14 protein-coding genes are annotated in these 17917 nt (G+C 38.1%); 3 read left to right on the plus strand and 11 right to left on the minus strand.

Going from position 1 to position 17917, the window contains the following annotated elements; all coding sequences use genetic code 11:
• Window positions 1–207 precede the first annotated feature (207 nt).
• Both NZD88_RS03535 and NZD88_RS03540 read left to right on the plus strand, forming a co-directional pair.
• Window positions 208–552 carry a MerR family transcriptional regulator gene (locus NZD88_RS03535; RefSeq protein WP_073335058.1) on the plus strand — a complete coding sequence of 115 codons (345 nt, stop codon included), beginning with the start codon at window positions 208–210 and terminating at the stop codon, window positions 550–552.
• A gap of 197 nt (window positions 553–749) precedes the next feature.
• Window positions 750–2021 carry a helix-hairpin-helix domain-containing protein gene (locus tag NZD88_RS03540; RefSeq protein ID WP_259828373.1) on the plus strand — a complete coding sequence of 424 codons (1272 nt, stop codon included), beginning with the start codon at window positions 750–752 and terminating at the stop codon, window positions 2019–2021.
• A gap of 80 nt (window positions 2022–2101) precedes the next feature.
• On the opposite strand, the gene NZD88_RS03545 is transcribed toward NZD88_RS03540, so the two are convergent.
• The 7 genes from NZD88_RS03545 to NZD88_RS03575 all read right to left on the minus strand — a co-directional run bounded on the left by NZD88_RS03545 (window position 2102) and on the right by NZD88_RS03575 (window position 7603).
• Entirely contained in the window at window positions 2102–3322 is a 1221-nt protein-coding gene (locus NZD88_RS03545) for a YncE family protein (RefSeq protein ID WP_259827497.1), read from the minus strand.
• 237 nt (window positions 3323–3559) lie between these two features.
• Window positions 3560–4282 (minus strand): 23S rRNA pseudouridine(2604) synthase RluF, encoded by a 723-nt coding sequence (gene rluF / locus NZD88_RS03550; RefSeq protein ID WP_259827499.1) that lies wholly within the window; start codon window positions 4280–4282, stop codon window positions 3560–3562.
• Between the two features lie 62 nt (window positions 4283–4344).
• The gene (gene truB / locus NZD88_RS03555; protein ID WP_259827501.1) at window positions 4345–5043 is read right to left on the minus strand and encodes a tRNA pseudouridine(55) synthase TruB; all 699 of its coding nucleotides are present in this window, start codon (window positions 5041–5043) and stop codon (window positions 4345–4347) included.
• Window positions 5043–5492, minus strand: coding sequence for a hypothetical protein (locus NZD88_RS03560; protein ID WP_259827502.1), 450 nt, complete (start codon window positions 5490–5492; stop codon window positions 5043–5045). Before NZD88_RS03560 ends, truB begins: the two co-directional genes overlap by 1 nt.
• 4 nt (window positions 5493–5496) lie before the next feature.
• Window positions 5497–6315: an undecaprenyl-diphosphate phosphatase gene (locus NZD88_RS03565; protein WP_259827503.1), complete on the minus strand. Its 819-nt coding sequence runs from the start codon at window positions 6313–6315 to the stop codon at window positions 5497–5499.
• A gap of 89 nt (window positions 6316–6404) precedes the next feature.
• Entirely contained in the window at window positions 6405–6701 is a 297-nt protein-coding gene (locus NZD88_RS03570) for a DUF3098 domain-containing protein (RefSeq protein ID WP_169235992.1), read from the minus strand.
• A gap of 2 nt (window positions 6702–6703) precedes the next feature.
• Window positions 6704–7603 carry a cell division protein FtsX gene (locus NZD88_RS03575; RefSeq protein WP_259827506.1) on the minus strand — a complete coding sequence of 300 codons (900 nt, stop codon included), beginning with the start codon at window positions 7601–7603 and terminating at the stop codon, window positions 6704–6706.
• 91 nt (window positions 7604–7694) lie between these two features.
• Between NZD88_RS03575 and rsmA the strand changes: the two genes are divergently transcribed.
• On the plus strand, window positions 7695–8465 hold the full coding sequence (gene rsmA / locus NZD88_RS03580; RefSeq protein ID WP_169235994.1) for a 16S rRNA (adenine(1518)-N(6)/adenine(1519)-N(6))-dimethyltransferase RsmA: 771 nt from the start codon (window positions 7695–7697) through the stop codon (window positions 8463–8465).
• Between the two features lie 63 nt (window positions 8466–8528).
• On the opposite strand, the gene NZD88_RS03585 is transcribed toward rsmA, so the two are convergent.
• The 4 genes from NZD88_RS03585 to NZD88_RS03600 form a co-directional block, all read right to left on the minus strand.
• Complete coding sequence (locus NZD88_RS03585; protein ID WP_259827508.1) at window positions 8529–10910, minus strand: gliding motility-associated C-terminal domain-containing protein; 2382 nt, start codon at window positions 10908–10910, stop codon at window positions 8529–8531.
• A 108-nt stretch (window positions 10911–11018) separates the two neighbouring features.
• A complete protein-coding gene (locus tag NZD88_RS03590; RefSeq protein WP_259827510.1) occupies window positions 11019–14612 on the minus strand; it encodes a choice-of-anchor L domain-containing protein in 3594 nt (1197 codons plus the stop codon).
• 172 nt (window positions 14613–14784) lie between these two features.
• Window positions 14785–17145, minus strand: a complete 2361-nt coding sequence (locus NZD88_RS03595; RefSeq protein ID WP_259827512.1) for a choice-of-anchor L domain-containing protein — start codon at window positions 17143–17145, stop codon at window positions 14785–14787.
• 236 nt (window positions 17146–17381) lie between these two features.
• Window positions 17382–17912: a DUF1003 domain-containing protein gene (locus NZD88_RS03600; protein ID WP_169235998.1), complete on the minus strand. Its 531-nt coding sequence runs from the start codon at window positions 17910–17912 to the stop codon at window positions 17382–17384.
• Window positions 17913–17917 lie beyond the last annotated feature (5 nt).

Consider the following 17917-nt stretch of genomic DNA (forward strand, 5'->3'; position numbering starts at 1 on the left):
ATTTGTTGTCCTCTAATTTAATAAAATTAAAGCATATAAAAATCTGATTATGTGTAATTTTCATATAAATCTGTGACAATAACTCAAAAAAAAATTGACATAATGAAATAAATCTCCCTTATACAGAACATTTACAGAGATATTTACAGGTGTATATTTATGATAGAATTTAAAAAATTTTTATCTTTGGCTTTTAGGATTCGTACAATGAAGATAAACTTAGCTGACAAACTGTATTACTCTATAGGAGAAGTTGCAAAAGCTTTTGATGTAAACACCTCACTTATACGATATTGGGAACAGGAGTTCCCTATCATTAAGCCTAAAAAGAATAAAAAAGGAAACCGCTACTTTACGCCTGAAGATATCAAAAACCTGCAGATGATTTACCATTTGGTAAAAGAAAAGGGCTATACACTGGATGGTGCAAGGATTGCTTTGACCACCAACAGTAAAATTTCTGAAACGGTTACCATTATTGACCGTCTTGAATTTATAAAAGCTGAACTTCAGAAACTGAAAGCTTCGCTGGCTGACAAAGATTCAGAATAAACTTTATACTACAAAAGCATCTTTTAAAGGTGCTTTTCTCTTTTCCCCGTTTCTCACCTCTATTTCTTCAAATAATTCTATAAAAAAAGTATTCAAATGTAATTTTAAAATCATTTTAAAGAATTTGTTGTACAAAACAATTCCTTTGGCTATTCATCATTGCTTCGATTTGTTTTTATTAATAAGTTTACTGTATGATGAGAAAAAACTATTACCAGAAACTGGCATTTACGGGGATGATGCTGATCGTCCTGTTGGCCTTCCAAAATTATACGAGCAGAGAAAAAGAAAATTTCCCTGAAGTAAAATTTATTACTGAAAATTCAATTCCATTAAATCTAACGGAATTCGATCCGAACAATCTCGATGCAAAGCAATGGGAGAATTTAGGATTTTCCGAAAAACAGGTTTTCACCATTCTTAATTATAAAAAAATTATAGGCGGAAAATTTACGTCTAAAGCTCAATTCAAAAAATGCTATGCTGTTTCTCCCGAAAAATTCACAGAGCTGGAATCTTACATCCTGCTTCCTGAAACTGGCAAAGACAACCATTTTGAAAAGTTTGATACGTATGAAAAGAAAGAGATCCATATTTCCGGAAGATTCAATCCGGATAGACTTTCTGCTGCTGAATGGATCAGCATGGGTTTCAGTGAAAAACAGGCTGAAGCTATTTTGAAATATAAAAACTATTTGGGTGGAAGTTTCGTCAGCAAAGAAAAATTCAAAGAATGTTTTATTATTTCCTCAGACAATTACAGTAAGCTGGAGCCTTATTTAGTACTTCCGGTACAAACTCCTGACGACTTTAAAAACTATGGTAAAAATTATACTGCAAAATCAAAGATTCATTACCGTAATTTTGATCCCAACACTTTAGATCTGGATGGATGGAAGGGTTTAGGATTTTCTGAAAAACAGGCTAATACAATTGTTAATTACCGTGACAGAAATCTCAGAGGAAGTTTCAAATCACTTGAAGATATAAAGAAATGTTTTGTTATTTCTCCGGAAAAATTCGAGGAACTAAGTCCTTATATTAAACTCAATACCAATACAAACCTTATCCAAAAACAGGAAACCGATTTTTCAAAAGTTGATTTAAATACCATCACATTCAAGCAGTTGCTGGAATTTGGTTTGGATGAAAAAAGTGCCGGATCGATGATCGGCTTTAGAAAAAAACTGAGAGGTTTTGTCAATAAACAACAAATTTTAGATACCTATAATATTGATAAAAATTTGGTTCAAAAATTAATTTCTATTGCTCCGCTAGATGTTTCAAATGTTCCTAAGTATACTTTAACAGAAGCCCCTGAAGAATGGCTGAAAGATCATCCCTACTTCAAATATTCTGCTGATAAGATCATATTCTACCGGACTACCTACACGGATGATAAGAAAATTCTGAAGCTTTTAAAATTAAAGCCTGAATATGAGGAAAGAATGAAATTATATTTAAAATAACTGGAAACCATATAGTAAAAACTACCCAAAACAAGATCTGCTATTTTGGATAGTTTCTAATCTGCGCATTATTTTAAGTTTTAGTGATGCATGTAGTTGCTGGGACCATTGGTTCCTTCAATTGATTCAGGTAGTATTCCATATTTGGTTCGTAAATCGACGGTACCTAATGTTTTCCCTGTCTGGATTTCAATAACACTAATGGTACCGGAATTTAAGTTAGGAATATCCAACAGGTTATTTTGTACTGCGACAACTTCTTTTCCTTTTTTGGTTTTAAAGAAAACCATATGATGGGCTCCTTTATCCGCGGTAAGGGTTTTTAAAAGCTTTAGCTGAGGAAGATTACTTATATCAAAGACCAAAACTTTTCCGGGATCTGCAAAACTTACATAAAGCTTGCTGTTATCATCGATGTACATTTCGAGTGCCCAGCCTAATCCTTGTGTACTTCCATCAAATATTTTACTAAAAGCATCATACTTCTTGGTGGTAGCATTGTATGGAGCAATCCAGATATCACCGCCCAGCATTGTCGTGGCAAGGGCATACTGTGGAAATTTTCCACGTAGCAATAGAACCTCGACAGGACTTGACATATCCGTTTGTGAGTCTGCTACCAGGTAAGTCTCTTTTAATTCGTAGGTATTTAGATCTAATAAAGTACAGGTATTTCCCATTCCAGTAGTAAGATCCGGGTGAATGGTTGAGGTGACCATCATTATTCCTTTTTCTTCATTAACAGAAATACCATGCGGGTACATAATAAATTGATTGGGATTGGTTTGAACCGGCGCTTTAATAGTTTTGATAAGCTGGTTGTTATCTGCGTTAAAAACACCTATACTACCATCTTTCGGTCCTCCTGCGCCTCCCATAAAAGTCATAAAATATCTTCCATCATTGGTAAAAAACAAATTTTCCCCTACTGTATTCTCACCTGTATCAATGGGTGTTGCATTAACTAATTTTGGCTGTCCATTTTTGTCTTTTTCCGTTTTTATCTGGTAGAGATAACTACCTCCTAAAGCAGTGGTAAATAATTTGTTTGCATTCTGATTATAATAAAGATGATGAGGCAGGACCCCAATGCCTAATTCAAGTTTGCTGCTAATATGTCCAAAGTTTGGGGCTTCAGGATCAAGCTCAATTACAGCTATTCCATCTGATAATCCTTTCAAGCTTCTATAGTCAATGTAAAAAGAAGAATCGTGCGGAAGATCCGAATTATGGTTATCATTTTGACAATTAGAAAATGTTATTAAAATAATAAGAGAAATTAGATTAAATTTTAATTTCATGGTTTTTAGTTTTAATAGTTATTATTATAAATATAATATATTTTCACTAACAAACTAAGAATATTACACTAATGTGTGAATATTATTAAATGGTAACATTTTAAGTATTTTCTTCTATTCCTTTTCTTCAAATAGATTACTCGGAGATAGAAGTTCTAATTTGTTTAACAAAATAACAGATATAAAAAAAGCAGGAAAATATTTCCTGCTTACTTTTTTATTATTAATGATATAATCTTAATCGATTGTTTTGATAGAATCAGAAAGGAGGTTGTTAAGCGTATTAAATTCCTCCTCTGTAAGGTCACGCCATTTTCCCACCGGGAGATCCAGTTTGATATTCATGATACGGATACGTTTCAGTTTTTTTACTTCGTAACCGAGATATTCGCACATTCTTCGGATCTGTCTGTTCAGTCCCTGGGTAAGGATGATACGGAAAGTCATGTCATCAATCTTTTCTACGTCACATTTTTTAGTGACTGTATCCAGAATCGGAACGCCATTTCTCATTTTCTCAAGGAATTTGGGAGAAAGTGGCTTATCTACCCGTACGATATATTCTTTTTCGTGATTATTTCTTGCACGAAGAATTTTGTTGACGATATCCCCATCACTGGTCAGCAGGATCAGTCCTTCGCTTGGTTTATCCAGTCTTCCGATGGGAAAAATTCTTTTCGGATAGTTAATATAATCAACGATATTGTTTTTTTCGCGTTTGGTGTCTGTAGTGCATACAATACCCATTGGCTTATTAAAAGCGATATAAACAGGCTTATCCTGCGGCTCACGGATAGGTTTTCCGTCAACTTCTACAGCGTCTTCATCAGAAACTTTAGTCCCCATTTCAGGGATCTTGCCGTTAATTGTTATTCTTCCTTCTTCCAAAAGTTTATCTGCTGCTCTTCTTGAACAGTATCCTACTTCTGATAAATATTTATTGATACGCGTTTTTTCCATTAGTCTTCTCCGTAACCTGTATAATTTTTATTGCCTGTTGTGAGTAAAAATACGATTCTTTTTTATAAATTTTCGAATCTGTATTCATTCTCTAGAAAATCAGTCGTCGCATTTTCAATGGTATAATCCCCGATTTTTGTCCGTCTAAGCTGTGTCAGATAAGCACCTACTCCCAGTTCCTGTCCGATGTCGTGAGCCAGACTTCTGATGTACGTTCCTTTTGAGCATCCTACTGTAAAGCTTACCAAAGGGAAATCAATTTTAATATCTTTAATATAGAAAATCGTCGTTTTTCTGGATTTCATTTCTACTTCTTCCCCTGCTCTAGCTAAATTATAAGCTCTCTGTCCATCTATTTTTATCGCTGAATACACCGGAGGTTTCTGCTCTATTTCTCCAACGAATTTTTCCAGCACTTCATTAATCTGCTCTTCTGAAATATGAGCGATATCCTGTTGAAGGATCTCCGGTTTTTCCGTATCATAGGATTCCGTTTGTACTCCTATTTTAATCTCGGTCCAGTATTCTTTCGGAGCATCCTGGATCTCAGGAATTTTCTTGGTAAATTTTCCGCAACAAACAATAAGAAGACCAGTTGCTCTTGGGTCTAAAGTTCCGGCATGTCCTATTTTAAATTTTTTAGGAAGGTTAAACTCTCTCTTGAGCTTATATTTCATTTTATTAACGGCCTGAAAAGAAGTCCAGTCCAAAGGTTTGTCCAATAAAAACACATATCCTGATTGCAGTTCTTCAGCTGTCATTATTCTAAAATTTCGGTGATACTTACTAAGCTGGGCAGCTTATTGACCTTCTGTTTGCATTCGGGACCGTTTTCAACATTGATAAAACATTTTTTATCTCCGATGAAGTAGTATATATTTTTAAAAGGATATACAGAACTATTCGGAACAATGTTCACCGTATAATTCACAGGCAAATTAAATTTATAGCTTGTTTTATCAACCGCTGTAATTTTTTGAGTGTAACATTTTCCTTCCTTGCTATAGTCGATAAAAGGTTTGTGATCCAGCTTTTCGTCCGGTACAAGTTCTTTGCAGATCAGTAAATCTTCGGTTGGGTTTTTCTCCTTCACCTCCACAAAAAATTCTATCCTTTCTCCACTATTATTTTTTACAAACAGTGTATGTGCCGGTGAACAGGAAACGATGAAGCTTGAAAAAGCCAATATCTTTAAAATATTAATTTTCATACTCTTATTTAAAGAAATAGAAATAAATCAAAAGGGCAATCCCAACAAAAATACGGTACCAGCCCCAAGGTCTGAAGCCATACTTGTTCAAAACTCCTATGAATGCTTTAATAGCTATTAGGGCTACAATAAATGCAACAATATTTCCTATCACGAAAATCATAATGTGATCATTTGATGCCATGATCATTTCATATCCTTTCTGTGGATGCATTGTTTCCTTACCCCATGTTTTCAGAAAAACAGAATATACCGTTACCGCCAGCATGGTAGGAACTGCCAGGAAGAATGAAAACTCTGCGGCCGCTTTTCTGGTAAGCCCTTGCGACATTCCTCCTATAATAGAAGCTGCACTACGGCTGGTTCCGGGCATCATCGCAAGACATTGCCAGAAGCCTATGGTAACTGCACTTTTTATAGAAACTCCTTTTTCATCATCAATTCTGGGATTCTTAAACCATTTGTCAGCGAAAAGCAGAACCACGCCACCCAACACCAAAACTGAGGAAATAGCAATCTGGTTTCCTAAAATAGCTTCAATTTTATCGTCAAATAAATACCCTAAAACCAAAGCAGGAATTACGGCAAACGCCAGTTTATAATAAAACCGGATATTTTTCAGATCGAAGAATTTTTTCCAGTAAGCCACCACAACAGATAAAATAGCACCGAACTGAATGGACACCTGAAACATTTTCAGAAATTCATCATCTTTAAGCCCCATCAGGTTGGCTGCAAATCCCATATGCGCGGTAGAAGAAATCGGAAGATACTCTGTAAGTCCTTCAATAATAGCAATAATGATCGCTTTAATTAGATCCATAATATTGTTAAAATTAAAAGATTAAGAGACTTTGAAATTTAGAATGTCCTAAATCTCTCCATCTCTTAATCTTTAAATAAGGTTTAAATTTATTTTCTTTTTAAAATAGCATACACTTCTATGACAAAGCCTATCACTATGAACAGTGGTGCAATTCTGATCCTGCGAATGGAAAAAATACCGTCATTCCATGCATTGGGATCAAATTTACCGTCTACTGTATTAGCATCCGGGCCCATCATCAGCAGGAATCCCACGACGATAAACGCCAGCCCTATCAGCATCCACTTGAAGTTCTGCTGTCCGAAATAGAAGGTGTTTTCCTGTGCTACTTCGGTTTCTTTGCCAAATTCTGATGCGGCCAATTTATTTGTTTTTTTGCTCATTATTAAGAGTAATATAGATCGTCAACGTTTGATTTTAAGAATCTCCATGTAGCGAAAATGGTACTTAGGACAGATATAAAAACCCCTACTCCCAGTACCAGAACAATCAGCCAGAAATACTGGTTGTTATCCTGTACGAAAGCTGAGCCAATCTGGCTTGTAAAATAATACCATACTCCTCCCAGCGCAAGAATACCGATCGTAGATCCTATAGCCCCCAGAATAATAGCCTCGATGATAAACGGCTTAAGGATAAACCTTCTTTTTGCCCCTACCAGCTGCATGGTTTTGATAATAAACCTTTTGGAGAAAATTTTCAGCCTGATGGAGTTATTGATCAATACTACCGCCAGGATCAGGAAGAGAATAGAGAATCCAAGGATCCATTTCAAAATTCTGCTCAGGTTGTTGTACACATCTACCATTAAAGTACTGTCGTTTTTAACATCCACAATACCGGGAACAGATTTTATAATCTTGATCGCTCCGTCAATTTTGGCTGGGTCTACATATTCAGGCTTTAATGCCACTTCAATAGAAGAAGGGAAGATGTTTTCTTCAAAAAGCGCATCGCTGTCTATCCCCATCGTTTTCTTGGCTTCTATTGCAGCCATGTCTCTGGTGATGTAAGTCGCTTTTTTTACAGGAGCTAACGTCTGTACCTTTTTAAAAGTTTCTTCCTCTAGTTTTGCAATCTTTGCAGAATCTTTTGCATCAAAGTTCTCATCAAAGTAAGCGTTTACAACCAACTGTTCTTTGATATAGTCAGAATACTTTTGGGCATTGATTAAAATAAGCCCCATTAATCCTAACAAAAATAAAACTAATGCGATACTTATTACTACTGTAATATTGCTGGACCGAAGCCTTTTCTTATTAAACTCATCTACAGATTTAGCCATTAATATTAAAATTTTTGGCTAAATTAGAAAAAAACTTCCGAAATTTGGGACGAAATAAAGAAAATCATTGTTAATAAAATCATAAAAAACGTTGAGTGTAAAAGCAAAAAAACATCTTGGACAGCACTTTCTGACAGATGAAAATATCGCGAGAAAAATCGTGGAAGGTCTTAGCTATGAAGACTATAAAAATGTCATGGAAGTAGGTCCCGGAATGGGGGTCCTTACCAAATATCTTCTCGAAAAGGAACAGACTATCTACCTTGCAGAGATTGATACAGAATCTATTGAATACCTGAAAAAGAATTATTCAAAGATCATAGAAAATGCCTTTGTAGGAGATTTTCTGAAACAGGACTTTAATTTTATCAATGGAGAAGAGATCGCCATCATTGGTAATTTTCCGTATAATATTTCTTCCCAGATCCTCTTTAAGATCGTTGATTATTATCAGCAGGTCCCTGAAATGGTTGGAATGTTTCAAAAGGAAGTTGCCGAAAGAACGGCCGCTGTACCCAGAACTAAAGATTACGGTATTCTATCAGTCTTGATTCAGGCGTATTATGATGTGACGTATCTGTTCACAGTTCATGAAAATGTTTTCAATCCGCCTCCGAAGGTAAAGTCAGGAGTCATCCGACTGACAAGAAATCCAAAGGAAGGTCTGGCCGGAAATGAAGTTCTTTTTAAACAAATTGTAAAAGCAGGGTTTAACCAGAGAAGAAAAAAACTTTCAAATTCACTGAAGGTGCTGAACATCCCTGAAGCTTTAAAAACTCACGAATTCCTAGACAAAAGAGCGGAAGAATTGAGTGTTCTGGATTTTATCGGTTTTGCCAATCTCTGGAAGCAAAATCAATAGATTAAAAAAATAAAAAGCCTTTCAAGTTCACTTGAAAGGCTTTTTTATGGATGCTTTATCTTTTTATTCCCTGTTCTTAAGCATGATCCATCCGGACCAGTTCATCTGAATTTTTGATTTAGGGTATTCAAAATTAAATTTATACCAGTAAGTAGCTGTAGGCAGTTTCTTTCCTCCTACTGTTCCATCCCATACGGGTTTTTCTTTTGAGAATCTGAACATTTCCACACCATATCTGTCATAGACGGATCCGGTAAAGTTTTTGAATGCTCCAAGTGCCTTAAGGTCCAGAACATCATTAACACCATCATCATTTGGTGTAATGATATTATTGATCTGTAATGTATAGAAATCAAATGTTCCTACACAATGAGTTCCTACCCTTCTTACCAGTACGGTATAATTTGTATTGTCTAAAAGACTTGTGAAAACATTAGACGGCTGCCAGGTGATTCCGTTATCGATAGAATACTCTAACGTACTTGGAGTATTGTTCATCGGAGGATTTTCGGCAATAATGGTCACCATTTTTTTAGCACTTTCATAATTTACGGCAGTCACGAAAGGTGTAGCTGCACCTCCCACTTTTACAGTAAAGATTTTTTTACAGAACCCGTTATCTATTTCTACTGTATAAATACCCCAGCTATCAACCGATATAGTCTGCGTTGTAGCTCCTGTACTCCATAAATATTTATAATTAGGGCCCGCACCTGCATCCAGAGTAATACGGTCACCCAGGCACATTTCTATATCTTTTAACGGAGAAGTAATTTCCGGCGTCACCTCTACTTTTATAGTAGCAGGGTTTAATGAACGACATCCTTTTGTTCCTACAGCATAAACAGTGAATGTTGTAGTCTGATACAAGGTTACAGTCTGTGTATTGCCAGTACCTGAGAAATTGCTCCATTGGTAAGTTACACCTCCTTCAGCAGTCAGCGTTACACTTTCTCCCGGACATATTTTTATTCTTGAAGATTTTAGACCAGCTGTAGGTGTCGTTTCTTTGAGGAGCTTTAATTCTATCATTTTGCTACAGAATCCCCCATTGGAAACTACCGTGTAAAGGATTTGTCCGTCTGTACCATTATAATTTAAAATATTTTGAATATAGTTGTTATTTTGAGCCACGGCATCTGTCTGATTTACATAGAATCTGAATACAGCTCCCGGTGTCGGACTGATGGATGGCATGGCATTCGTCAGGTCAAAAGTAGTAATATCCGGTGTCGTACAGAGCAACAGTGTGGCATCCTGTGCCTGCGGAGTCGTTCCTCCATGAATTTCTATAGTTGCTTTCCCCGGACAAGGATTTCCGGGAACACTTACTTCTATGGTATATGTTCCTGGCTGTACAGCAGTAATACTGTTTGTGGTAGCACCCGCAACAGGAGCTCCGTTCAGGAACCATTGATATAATAAATTAGGATCGCTTACTGATGCTGTGATCACCTGTGGTACATTATCACAAACATTAATATCAGAAGGTAGTGTGGCACCACTAGGGTCTAAAAGTTCTACCCCTATATTAAATGATCCACCTTCCAGAAATACAGCTGAATCGTAGGAATGGTCTTCAAAGCTACCTGGAGCAAAATCAGCGACTACCATTTTAAAGTGGTATTCCTGACCTGCCATTACTGTAGCTGTTGCTGTAAGAGGAATAGTTCTTCCTTCAAAATTGGTTTCAATATTAGTTGGATTATAACCTGCGAAAAACTGTTCGTTGACAGCAGCACAACCTCCAAAAGTTCCCGGAATTAGTGGATGGATATTGGTGATACTTACAGGGCCTGCACCACCCGGAAGTACTGCCATATTCTGGTATGGACCTCCTGATGTAGGTCTTAGGAGAATGGCAAAAGCATCTGCATAGCTACATGGAAATGAACCTGTATATTCTTCTGATGCCAGTATATAGTTAAATTTGATCTGGCTGGTGGTAGGAACAAAATCGAATTCCAAAAGAACACCATCCGTAAGCGTTCCGGTAGACCCTACAGCTTGAGCCAGATCAGAATCTGTTCCGCCGCCGTTATTGTCACCCAGAAGTCCTTCAGAGCTGTTTCCTCCTCTTCTTGCTTTCCCTGTAGAAAGTACGATTCCGTCTTTGAAAGGGAAATTGGTAGTTGCCTTATGGAAATACCCCCATGATCTGTCAGCATCTGTCACCGCATGGTTAGGAGTTATCTTTACGTTGGTTACAGTAGGAGTTACACAAGTATTTGTTCCCGAAGAGATCAGGACATCTTTTACCAGCTGCGTAATGCTATAGGCAGACTCTGCATATCCAGGAGCATTAATATCAATAAAGCTACCCGCTTTTTGAGTAGCTGATCCGGAAGCTTTTTCTTTGGGAGGCTTACGGGGCCCGTTTATTTGAGAATATGAAAAGGTCGAAATGACTAAGAAAAATAAAAAAAATAAGAGATTTCTTTGCATAATACTTTTGTTTCAACAAATTTAATTTATTTTCAAATATATCATCTATTTTTTACCTTTTTTTTAATATTAAAAAAACAAACCTTCCAAATATGGAAGGTTTATCTCTTAGTTCCTGTTTTTTAGCAATATCCAACCTGAACGTTGTTCGAGCTTTTTACTTGCCGGATTTTCCCACTGTACTTTATACCAGTATGTGCCAGTAGCCAGATTCATCCCTTTTAAAGATCCCCTCCAGATAGCATCCGTTTTTGTTGCCTTGAAGAGTTCAGCTCCGTACCGGTCAAAGATTGATGCTGCAAAATTATTATATCCTCTAAGTCCTGAGAAATCTATCGTATCATTCACTCCATCCATATTGGGAGTGATCGCGTTGCTGATCACAAATGTGAAGTAATCTAATGAATTACCACATTTTGCATCTTTAACCTTTACCATCAGATGGTAGTTGGTATTATTTAAAACATTATAGAATATATTGGATGTCTGCCATACCACACCACCATCTATAGAGTATTCTAAAACGCCTCCCGTAGGATTGCTGGTTGTAATAGTAAGCACATGATTATCATAGACTACATTCGTGAACTGTGGCAGATCCGGATTTAATAATTTCGCAGTGAAAACCTTAGAACAAACGCCATTGCTAATGGTAACCGAATATGTTCCAATGACATTAGTGGATATAGTTTGAGTAGTTGCTCCCGTACTCCAGAGATAGGTATAATTCAGACCTGCCCCAGCATCTAAAACACCCGTATCTCCTGTACAGACATACACATCCTGTAAGGTAGATACAATGGCAGGTACCACTTCGATGATTACTTTTGCTGGTAAAACAGAGCTACAACCATTGCCTCCAAGGGCAAAAACTGAGTATTCTATAGTCCCTGTCGGAGAAACCACCTGGGTATTTCCGTTACCAGGTAAGCCTACCCAGTTATAGGTAAATCCTCCTGTAGCAGTAAGCGTAACAGACTCTCCTGCGCATATCTTTGTTTTAGATGCAGATATACCAGCAGTGGGTGGCCCCACTAAAACAGTAACTGTAGCTGGAGTTGCAGAAATACAGCCGTTAGCACTTACTGCAAAAACTGTGTATACTGTATTTGTCGTTGGAGAAACTACCTGGGTATTTCCGTTTCCGGGTAAACCCACCCAGTTATAGGTTACACCTCCGGAAGCAGTCAGTGTTACTGATTCTCCTACACATATTCTAGGTTGTGAGGAGACAACAGTAGCTGTTGGCAGGGTCGTATTTTGTGTTACCGTAACGGCAGCTGTGTATGTACATGCTAAATTTCCAGGCTGAGACACATTAGAAACTGTAAGGGTATAAACTCCTCCTGCATTAACTACAGGATTGAGTGTATTGGCCCCTGACACAATATTTCCGCCTCCTGTTGCTGCCCAGGCAATGGTAGATCCTGCCGGCACTACAGATGCTGAGGCATCTAATGTAGTTTGAGGAGTTGTACAGGTAATTTGCTGCGGTGCAGCTATAGTAAGAGTTGTTTCGGCTGTTCTCAACAATTGAAGTGAAACCACATAGTGACATCCTCCGTTTTTCACCAAAACATAAATAGTCTGATTTCCTGGCGGAGCATATGTGGTAGGCGTTGCAATAAAATTAGCATTCCCTGCAAGAGCATCAGCCTGAAGAACATAATAAGTAAAAGTAATACCGGCACCGGCAGCAGTAATCTGACTCTGGGCGGTTGTTAAATCATAGGTAAGTCCTGGTGCATAGCATTTGTGAAGCACTGCATTCTGTACAGTGATTGGCTGCGAAACTTCAATAGTTATTGTTGCCGGGTTCTGGGATACGCATCCATTGGCTCCTACAGCAGTGACTGTATAAGTCGTGGTCGTGGTGGGAGATACGGTCTGTGTATTTCCTGTTCCCGGAAGAGCAGTCCAGTTGTAAGTAGTACCTCCAGATGCTGTTAAAACAACTGATTCACCGTTACAAATCTGTATTTTGCTTGCCGTAAGCCCTGTAACAGGCGGAGCGCTGTCTCCTGTAACGGTCACATTGGCAGCTGAGGTACAGATAACAGTTCCCGGCTGATACGTATTTGATATTGTTAAAGTATAGGTTCCCGGAGCATTAATAACAGGAGTTAATGTATTTCCTCCTGAGACGATATTTCCTCCGGTAGTGGTCCAGCTAAAGACAGATCCTGTAGGATATACTGAAGCTGAAGCATCTAAAGTTGCCTGTGAACTGGCACAGGTCAATACAGGTGGTGGCAAAATAGACGCAGTTATCTGAGGTGCTTTAACCAGTTGTAACTGGGCTACTTTTGAACAGAACCCATTTTTTACCGAGACATATACCGTCTGTCCTCCCGGACTTGAGTATGTTGCCGGATTGGGAATAGTATTTGTATTTCCGGCAAGTGCATCTGCCTGATTCACATAATATGAAAACGTTGCACCCGGGGTTGTACTTATAGAAGTCTGCGCTGAAGGTAAATTAAAATTTGTATTTCCTGCCGCATAACAAGCTGTTAAGGTTGCATTCTGTACCGTAGGAGAAGTTCCCCCCACTACTGTAATTGTTCCTATTCCGGGACATGTATTCCCCTGAATAAATACCTGAACGCTGTATACTCCCGGCTGTGTGGCCGTATAGCTTGGTCCCGTTTGGCCAGGGATAGGATTATTATTTAAAAACCACTGATAGGTAACGTTAGGAACCTGTACTGAGGCTGTAAATGTCTGAGGGGCATTGTCACACATATTGACAGAGGAAGGAAGCTGCACTCCTGCAGGATCCAAAATTTTCACACCAATATCAAATGAACCGGCTTCCAGGAATACTGCTGAGTCGTAATTTCTATCACTAAAGTCAGCTAAAACCATTTTAAAGTGATAAGTCTGACCTGGAATTACGGTAGCTTTAGCCGTTAAAGGGACTGTACGTCCATCAAAGTTAGTTTCGATCAATGGGTTATTGATTCCTGCAAAATAAGACGGGTTAACCGCTCCACAGCCTCCGGGAATTGCCGGGTGGATATTGGTTACACTTACTGGTCCTGCCCCTCCCGGAAGTACCGCCAGATTGGTGTAGGTAGGATCACTTGCTTTTTTTAACAGTAAGGCAAATCCGTCTGATTTGGTACATGCAAACTGGAACCCAGGTGCGTATTCTTTGGATGCAAATAAGTATCTAAATGTAACTTCCGTAGAAGCTGGTACAAAATCAAATTCAATATAGGTGGCATCTCTCAAGTCACCATTATTGATGCCTAAAGCAGTAGCCAGATCTACATCTCCGGAAGTATTGATACCATCATTTAAAAGTCCCTGATAGGTATTCCCAGCTTTTGCTGCATATCCTGTTGAAAGAATAATTCCTTTTTCAAATGGAAAACCCGTGGTTCCTTTATTGAAAAATCCCCAGCTTCTTCCGGCATCATTAACCGCTAAGTTAGGGGAAACATTGACATTGCTTACATTGGAGGTAGAACAAGCTCCTCCGGATATCAGTACATCTTTTACAAGTTGTGTAACGCTGTAGTTAGACTCCGGATAATTGGGGGTATTTACATCTATAAACTGACCCGCTTTCATAGAAATTGCATTAGCCTTTTTTGCAGCTATCGTAGCTCTGTCTGTGCTTTGAGCAAAAACAAAACTACCTATCAGTGCAAAAAATGACGCCAAAAATAAATTTCCAATCCTCCTATTTAACATTTTATAGTATTTTAAACAAAAATACTATTTTTTTTGATTGAAACTTAATTTAACACAATTTACATTATCATCCATACAAGTTTATTCATTCTGCAATATAAATTCGCTTTATTTAAAGATAACAAAAAAGGCCGGCAATTATGCCGGCCCTTCTGTATATTACATCAAAAGATTATTCGAGGTTTTTAAGAAGAATCCACCCTGTTTTCACGGCTGTCTCTTTACTGGCAGGATCCTGATAAGTGACCTGATACCAGTAAGATGAGGTTGGCAAACGTTTTCCCTGGAAAAAGCCATCCCAATACGGTCTGGTTTTTCCGGCTTTGAATACCTCTCTTCCGTAGCGGTCAAAAACAAGACCTTTGAAGTCTTTATAACTGCTTACTCCGCTAAAATCAATAATATCATTAACATTATCTCCGTTTGGCGTGATTACATTCTTCATGACAAACGTAAAATATTCCAGAAATCCTACGCAGCTGGTGTTCTTTACTTTAACACGGATTGATATGACCGTATTTTTAGGAACATTCGCAAATACATTGGAAGTCTGCCATGTAAATCCATTGTCTACAGAATATTCCAATGTTCCGTTACTAGGATTGCTTGCCGTAAGAACCATAGTTCCATTATTGTTATAGTCAACTTTTATAATCTGAGGTATTCCGGCACGTATGACCTGGGTCTTAAATTCTTTGAAACATACTCCATTGCCTATCATTACGGTATATTCGCCCGGAGTTCCTACAGTAATCGCCTGGGTAGTCTCGCCTGTATTCCATTGGTAAGTATACCCGGGACCGGATCCGGCATCTAAAAGGATCATATCCCCTTCACAGATCTGTCCTCCTTTCAATGAAGACACAATAGCTGGTACTACATCAATCGTAATGGTTGCAGGTTGCAGAGATCTGCATCCTTGTGCTCCGATCGCATATACTGTATAAGTAGTCGTCTGAGTCGGGCTTACCGTTCTAACTCCTGCGGTGCTGGAAGTATCTCCCCACTGATAGGTTACCCCGCCGGAAGCCGTTAATATAAGAGATTCTCCTTCACAGATTCTCAATCTCGGTGCATTAAGCTGAGCAACGGGAGTTTCTTCTCTCCTTAAGGTCAGCGTTACAATCTTACTACAGAATGCTCCGTTTGAAACTAATACATATATAACCTGTCCGTCTGTACCATTATAATTGGTGGTGTTTGTAATGAAGCTGTTATTTTGCGCCTGCGCATCAGCCTGATTTGCATAAAAACGGAAGACAGCTCCAGCTGTTGTACTTATCTGCGGTTTTGCAGTTTCCAAATTAAACGTATTCAAAGTAGGAGTAGCACAGAGTTTCAGTGTTGCATTTTGAACAACAGGAGAAGTTCCCCCTATGATGGTAATGCTGGCTTTCTGACATTCTGTTCCGCCTACAAACGTTTTCACTTCATATACTCCCGGTGAATTGGCTATATATATCGCATTTGTTGCAAAAGGGATAAATACTCCATCCTTATACCATTTATAGGTCATTCCAGGAACGGCAGATACCTGAGCTTTTAAAGTCTGTGGTGTATTATCACACATATTCAAAGTTGCTCCCAGGGGATTTCCGTTACTGTCAACGATGGTCATTCCGATGTCAAATGATCCACCCTGCAAAAAAACTGCAGAATCATAACTATTATCCACCGCATCTGCCATCACCATTTTAAAATGATAGGTCTGGCCGGGAACAACTGTAGCTACTGCCGTAAGAGGAATGGTTCTTCCTATAAAATTAGTTTCGACATTCAGGGTATTTAATCCACCGAAGTACTGCTCATTAATGGTTTCCCCATCACACCCTACTCCCGGTGGTACAATATTAAGAACACTTACCGGTCCTGCTCCGTTGGGAAGAATTGCTAAATTTTCATAGGTTGGGTCCCCTACTTTTTTCAGAAGGAGCGCAAAACCGTCTGCAAAATCACCACACGGGAATCCACTTGTATACTCTTCTGAAGCGAATAAGTAATTAAATTTAACCTGATTGCTGTTTGGAACGAAATCAAATTCTAAAGACACCACGTCTTTAAGGTTACCCGGAGGGTTGATAGCCGCTACCAGATCAGGATCATTCATCCCGGCTCCAGGAACAATATCGCTTAATGTGGATGCTTCCAATCCATTCCCAGCTCTTCTTGCTTTACCGGAAACAAGCACAACTCCGTCAGTAAAAGGAAAATTAGTAGTTCCTTTATGAAAATATCCCCATGCTCTTTCTGTATCTGTTGGGAGCTGATTGGGTGATATGGTTACATTGCTCACATTGGGGGCTGCGCAGACAGATCCTCCGGAAATCAGTACATTTTTTACCAGCTGATCTATGGTGAACGCGGAAGGTGCATACGTAGGTACATTTACATCAATAAATGCACCTGCTTTTTTACTCTGGATGCTAAACTTTTCGAGCTGCGGCTTTCTATTCACTTTCTGGGAAAATGCAGAAACAGAAGCCAATAGAAACATGGTAACTAAAAAGTAATTATTCAGTCTATAACCTAACATTTTATAATTGTTTGTTCAAATGTAGCAAAAATATCATTAAAAACCATCTTCTTCAACCACATTGAAATAATTTACCACCCATATTCATAATAAATATATTTTATAATTAAATATTCCACAAAAATAGTAGAGTTACATTTTGAACTTAAAAAACGGCAAAAAAAACAGATCGGTTCATTCGTACCGATCTGTTTTTATATTATTACGATAATCATTCAATTATCTAGTCTTTTCCATTATTCTTTTTTCAGCTGCTCTATTTCTGTCTGGAGCTGGCTGATAATATCTTTTAGTGCTTTAATCTCATTTTTATTGGAGTTCACATTGCTTTTAAGTATCACATTCTTAGCTCTTTCATTGTTATCTTCGTCATCTTCATCCTCGTTAATTTCTTCGATATCTTCCTGAATATCTTCAATATCTTCATTGATCTCTTCAATGTCCTCACTAATCTCTTCGATATCTTCCTGAATGTCTTCAATATCTTCACTGATCTCCTCGATATCTTCCTGGATATCTTCAATTTTCTCATGACTTTTATTCACGGACATCTGAATGAAAATAGCAAGATAAATGGCTTCCAGCGAAACAACAGTGGTAAGAATCAGAAGCATTTTGTCAAACTCAACAAGATTGAGCATGGGCAAAAGAAATGATGTAATAAAGAATAATGTATGAACGATAAGTGAAGGAATAGAACCTACCCACCACGTAATACCGTTTGCTATTTTTTCTAAGACTTCTGTTTTTTCGTTTTCTTTTTTCATCCTTT

This window comes from Chryseobacterium pyrolae, from assembly GCF_025153485.1.
Taxonomy (GTDB): Bacteria; Bacteroidota; Bacteroidia; order Flavobacteriales; family Weeksellaceae; genus Chryseobacterium; species Chryseobacterium antibioticum.

Coding starts and splice junctions, on each gene's coding strand:
- NZD88_RS03565 (WP_259827503.1), bottom strand. CDS start 6,315: ATGGATCTAATTAAAGCGATCATTATTGCTATTATTGAAGGACTTACA.
- NZD88_RS03570 (WP_169235992.1), bottom strand. CDS start 6,701: ATGAGCAAAAAAACAAATAAATTGGCCGCATCAGAATTTGGCAAAGAA.
- NZD88_RS03575 (WP_259827506.1), bottom strand. CDS start 7,603: ATGGCTAAATCTGTAGATGAGTTTAATAAGAAAAGGCTTCGGTCCAGC.
- NZD88_RS03600 (WP_169235998.1), bottom strand. CDS start 17,912: ATGAAAAAAGAAAACGAAAAAACAGAAGTCTTAGAAAAAATAGCAAAC.
- NZD88_RS03585 (WP_259827508.1), bottom strand. CDS start 10,910: ATGCAAAGAAATCTCTTATTTTTTTTATTTTTCTTAGTCATTTCGACC.
- NZD88_RS03595 (WP_259827512.1), bottom strand. CDS start 17,145: ATGTTAGGTTATAGACTGAATAATTACTTTTTAGTTACCATGTTTCTA.
- NZD88_RS03535 (WP_073335058.1), top strand. CDS start 208: ATGAAGATAAACTTAGCTGACAAACTGTATTACTCTATAGGAGAAGTT.
- rluF (WP_259827499.1), bottom strand. CDS start 4,282: ATGGAAAAAACGCGTATCAATAAATATTTATCAGAAGTAGGATACTGT.
- NZD88_RS03590 (WP_259827510.1), bottom strand. CDS start 14,612: ATGTTAAATAGGAGGATTGGAAATTTATTTTTGGCGTCATTTTTTGCA.
- NZD88_RS03540 (WP_259828373.1), top strand. CDS start 750: ATGAGAAAAAACTATTACCAGAAACTGGCATTTACGGGGATGATGCTG.
- NZD88_RS03560 (WP_259827502.1), bottom strand. CDS start 5,492: ATGAAAATTAATATTTTAAAGATATTGGCTTTTTCAAGCTTCATCGTT.
- truB (WP_259827501.1), bottom strand. CDS start 5,043: ATGACAGCTGAAGAACTGCAATCAGGATATGTGTTTTTATTGGACAAA.
- NZD88_RS03545 (WP_259827497.1), bottom strand. CDS start 3,322: ATGAAATTAAAATTTAATCTAATTTCTCTTATTATTTTAATAACATTT.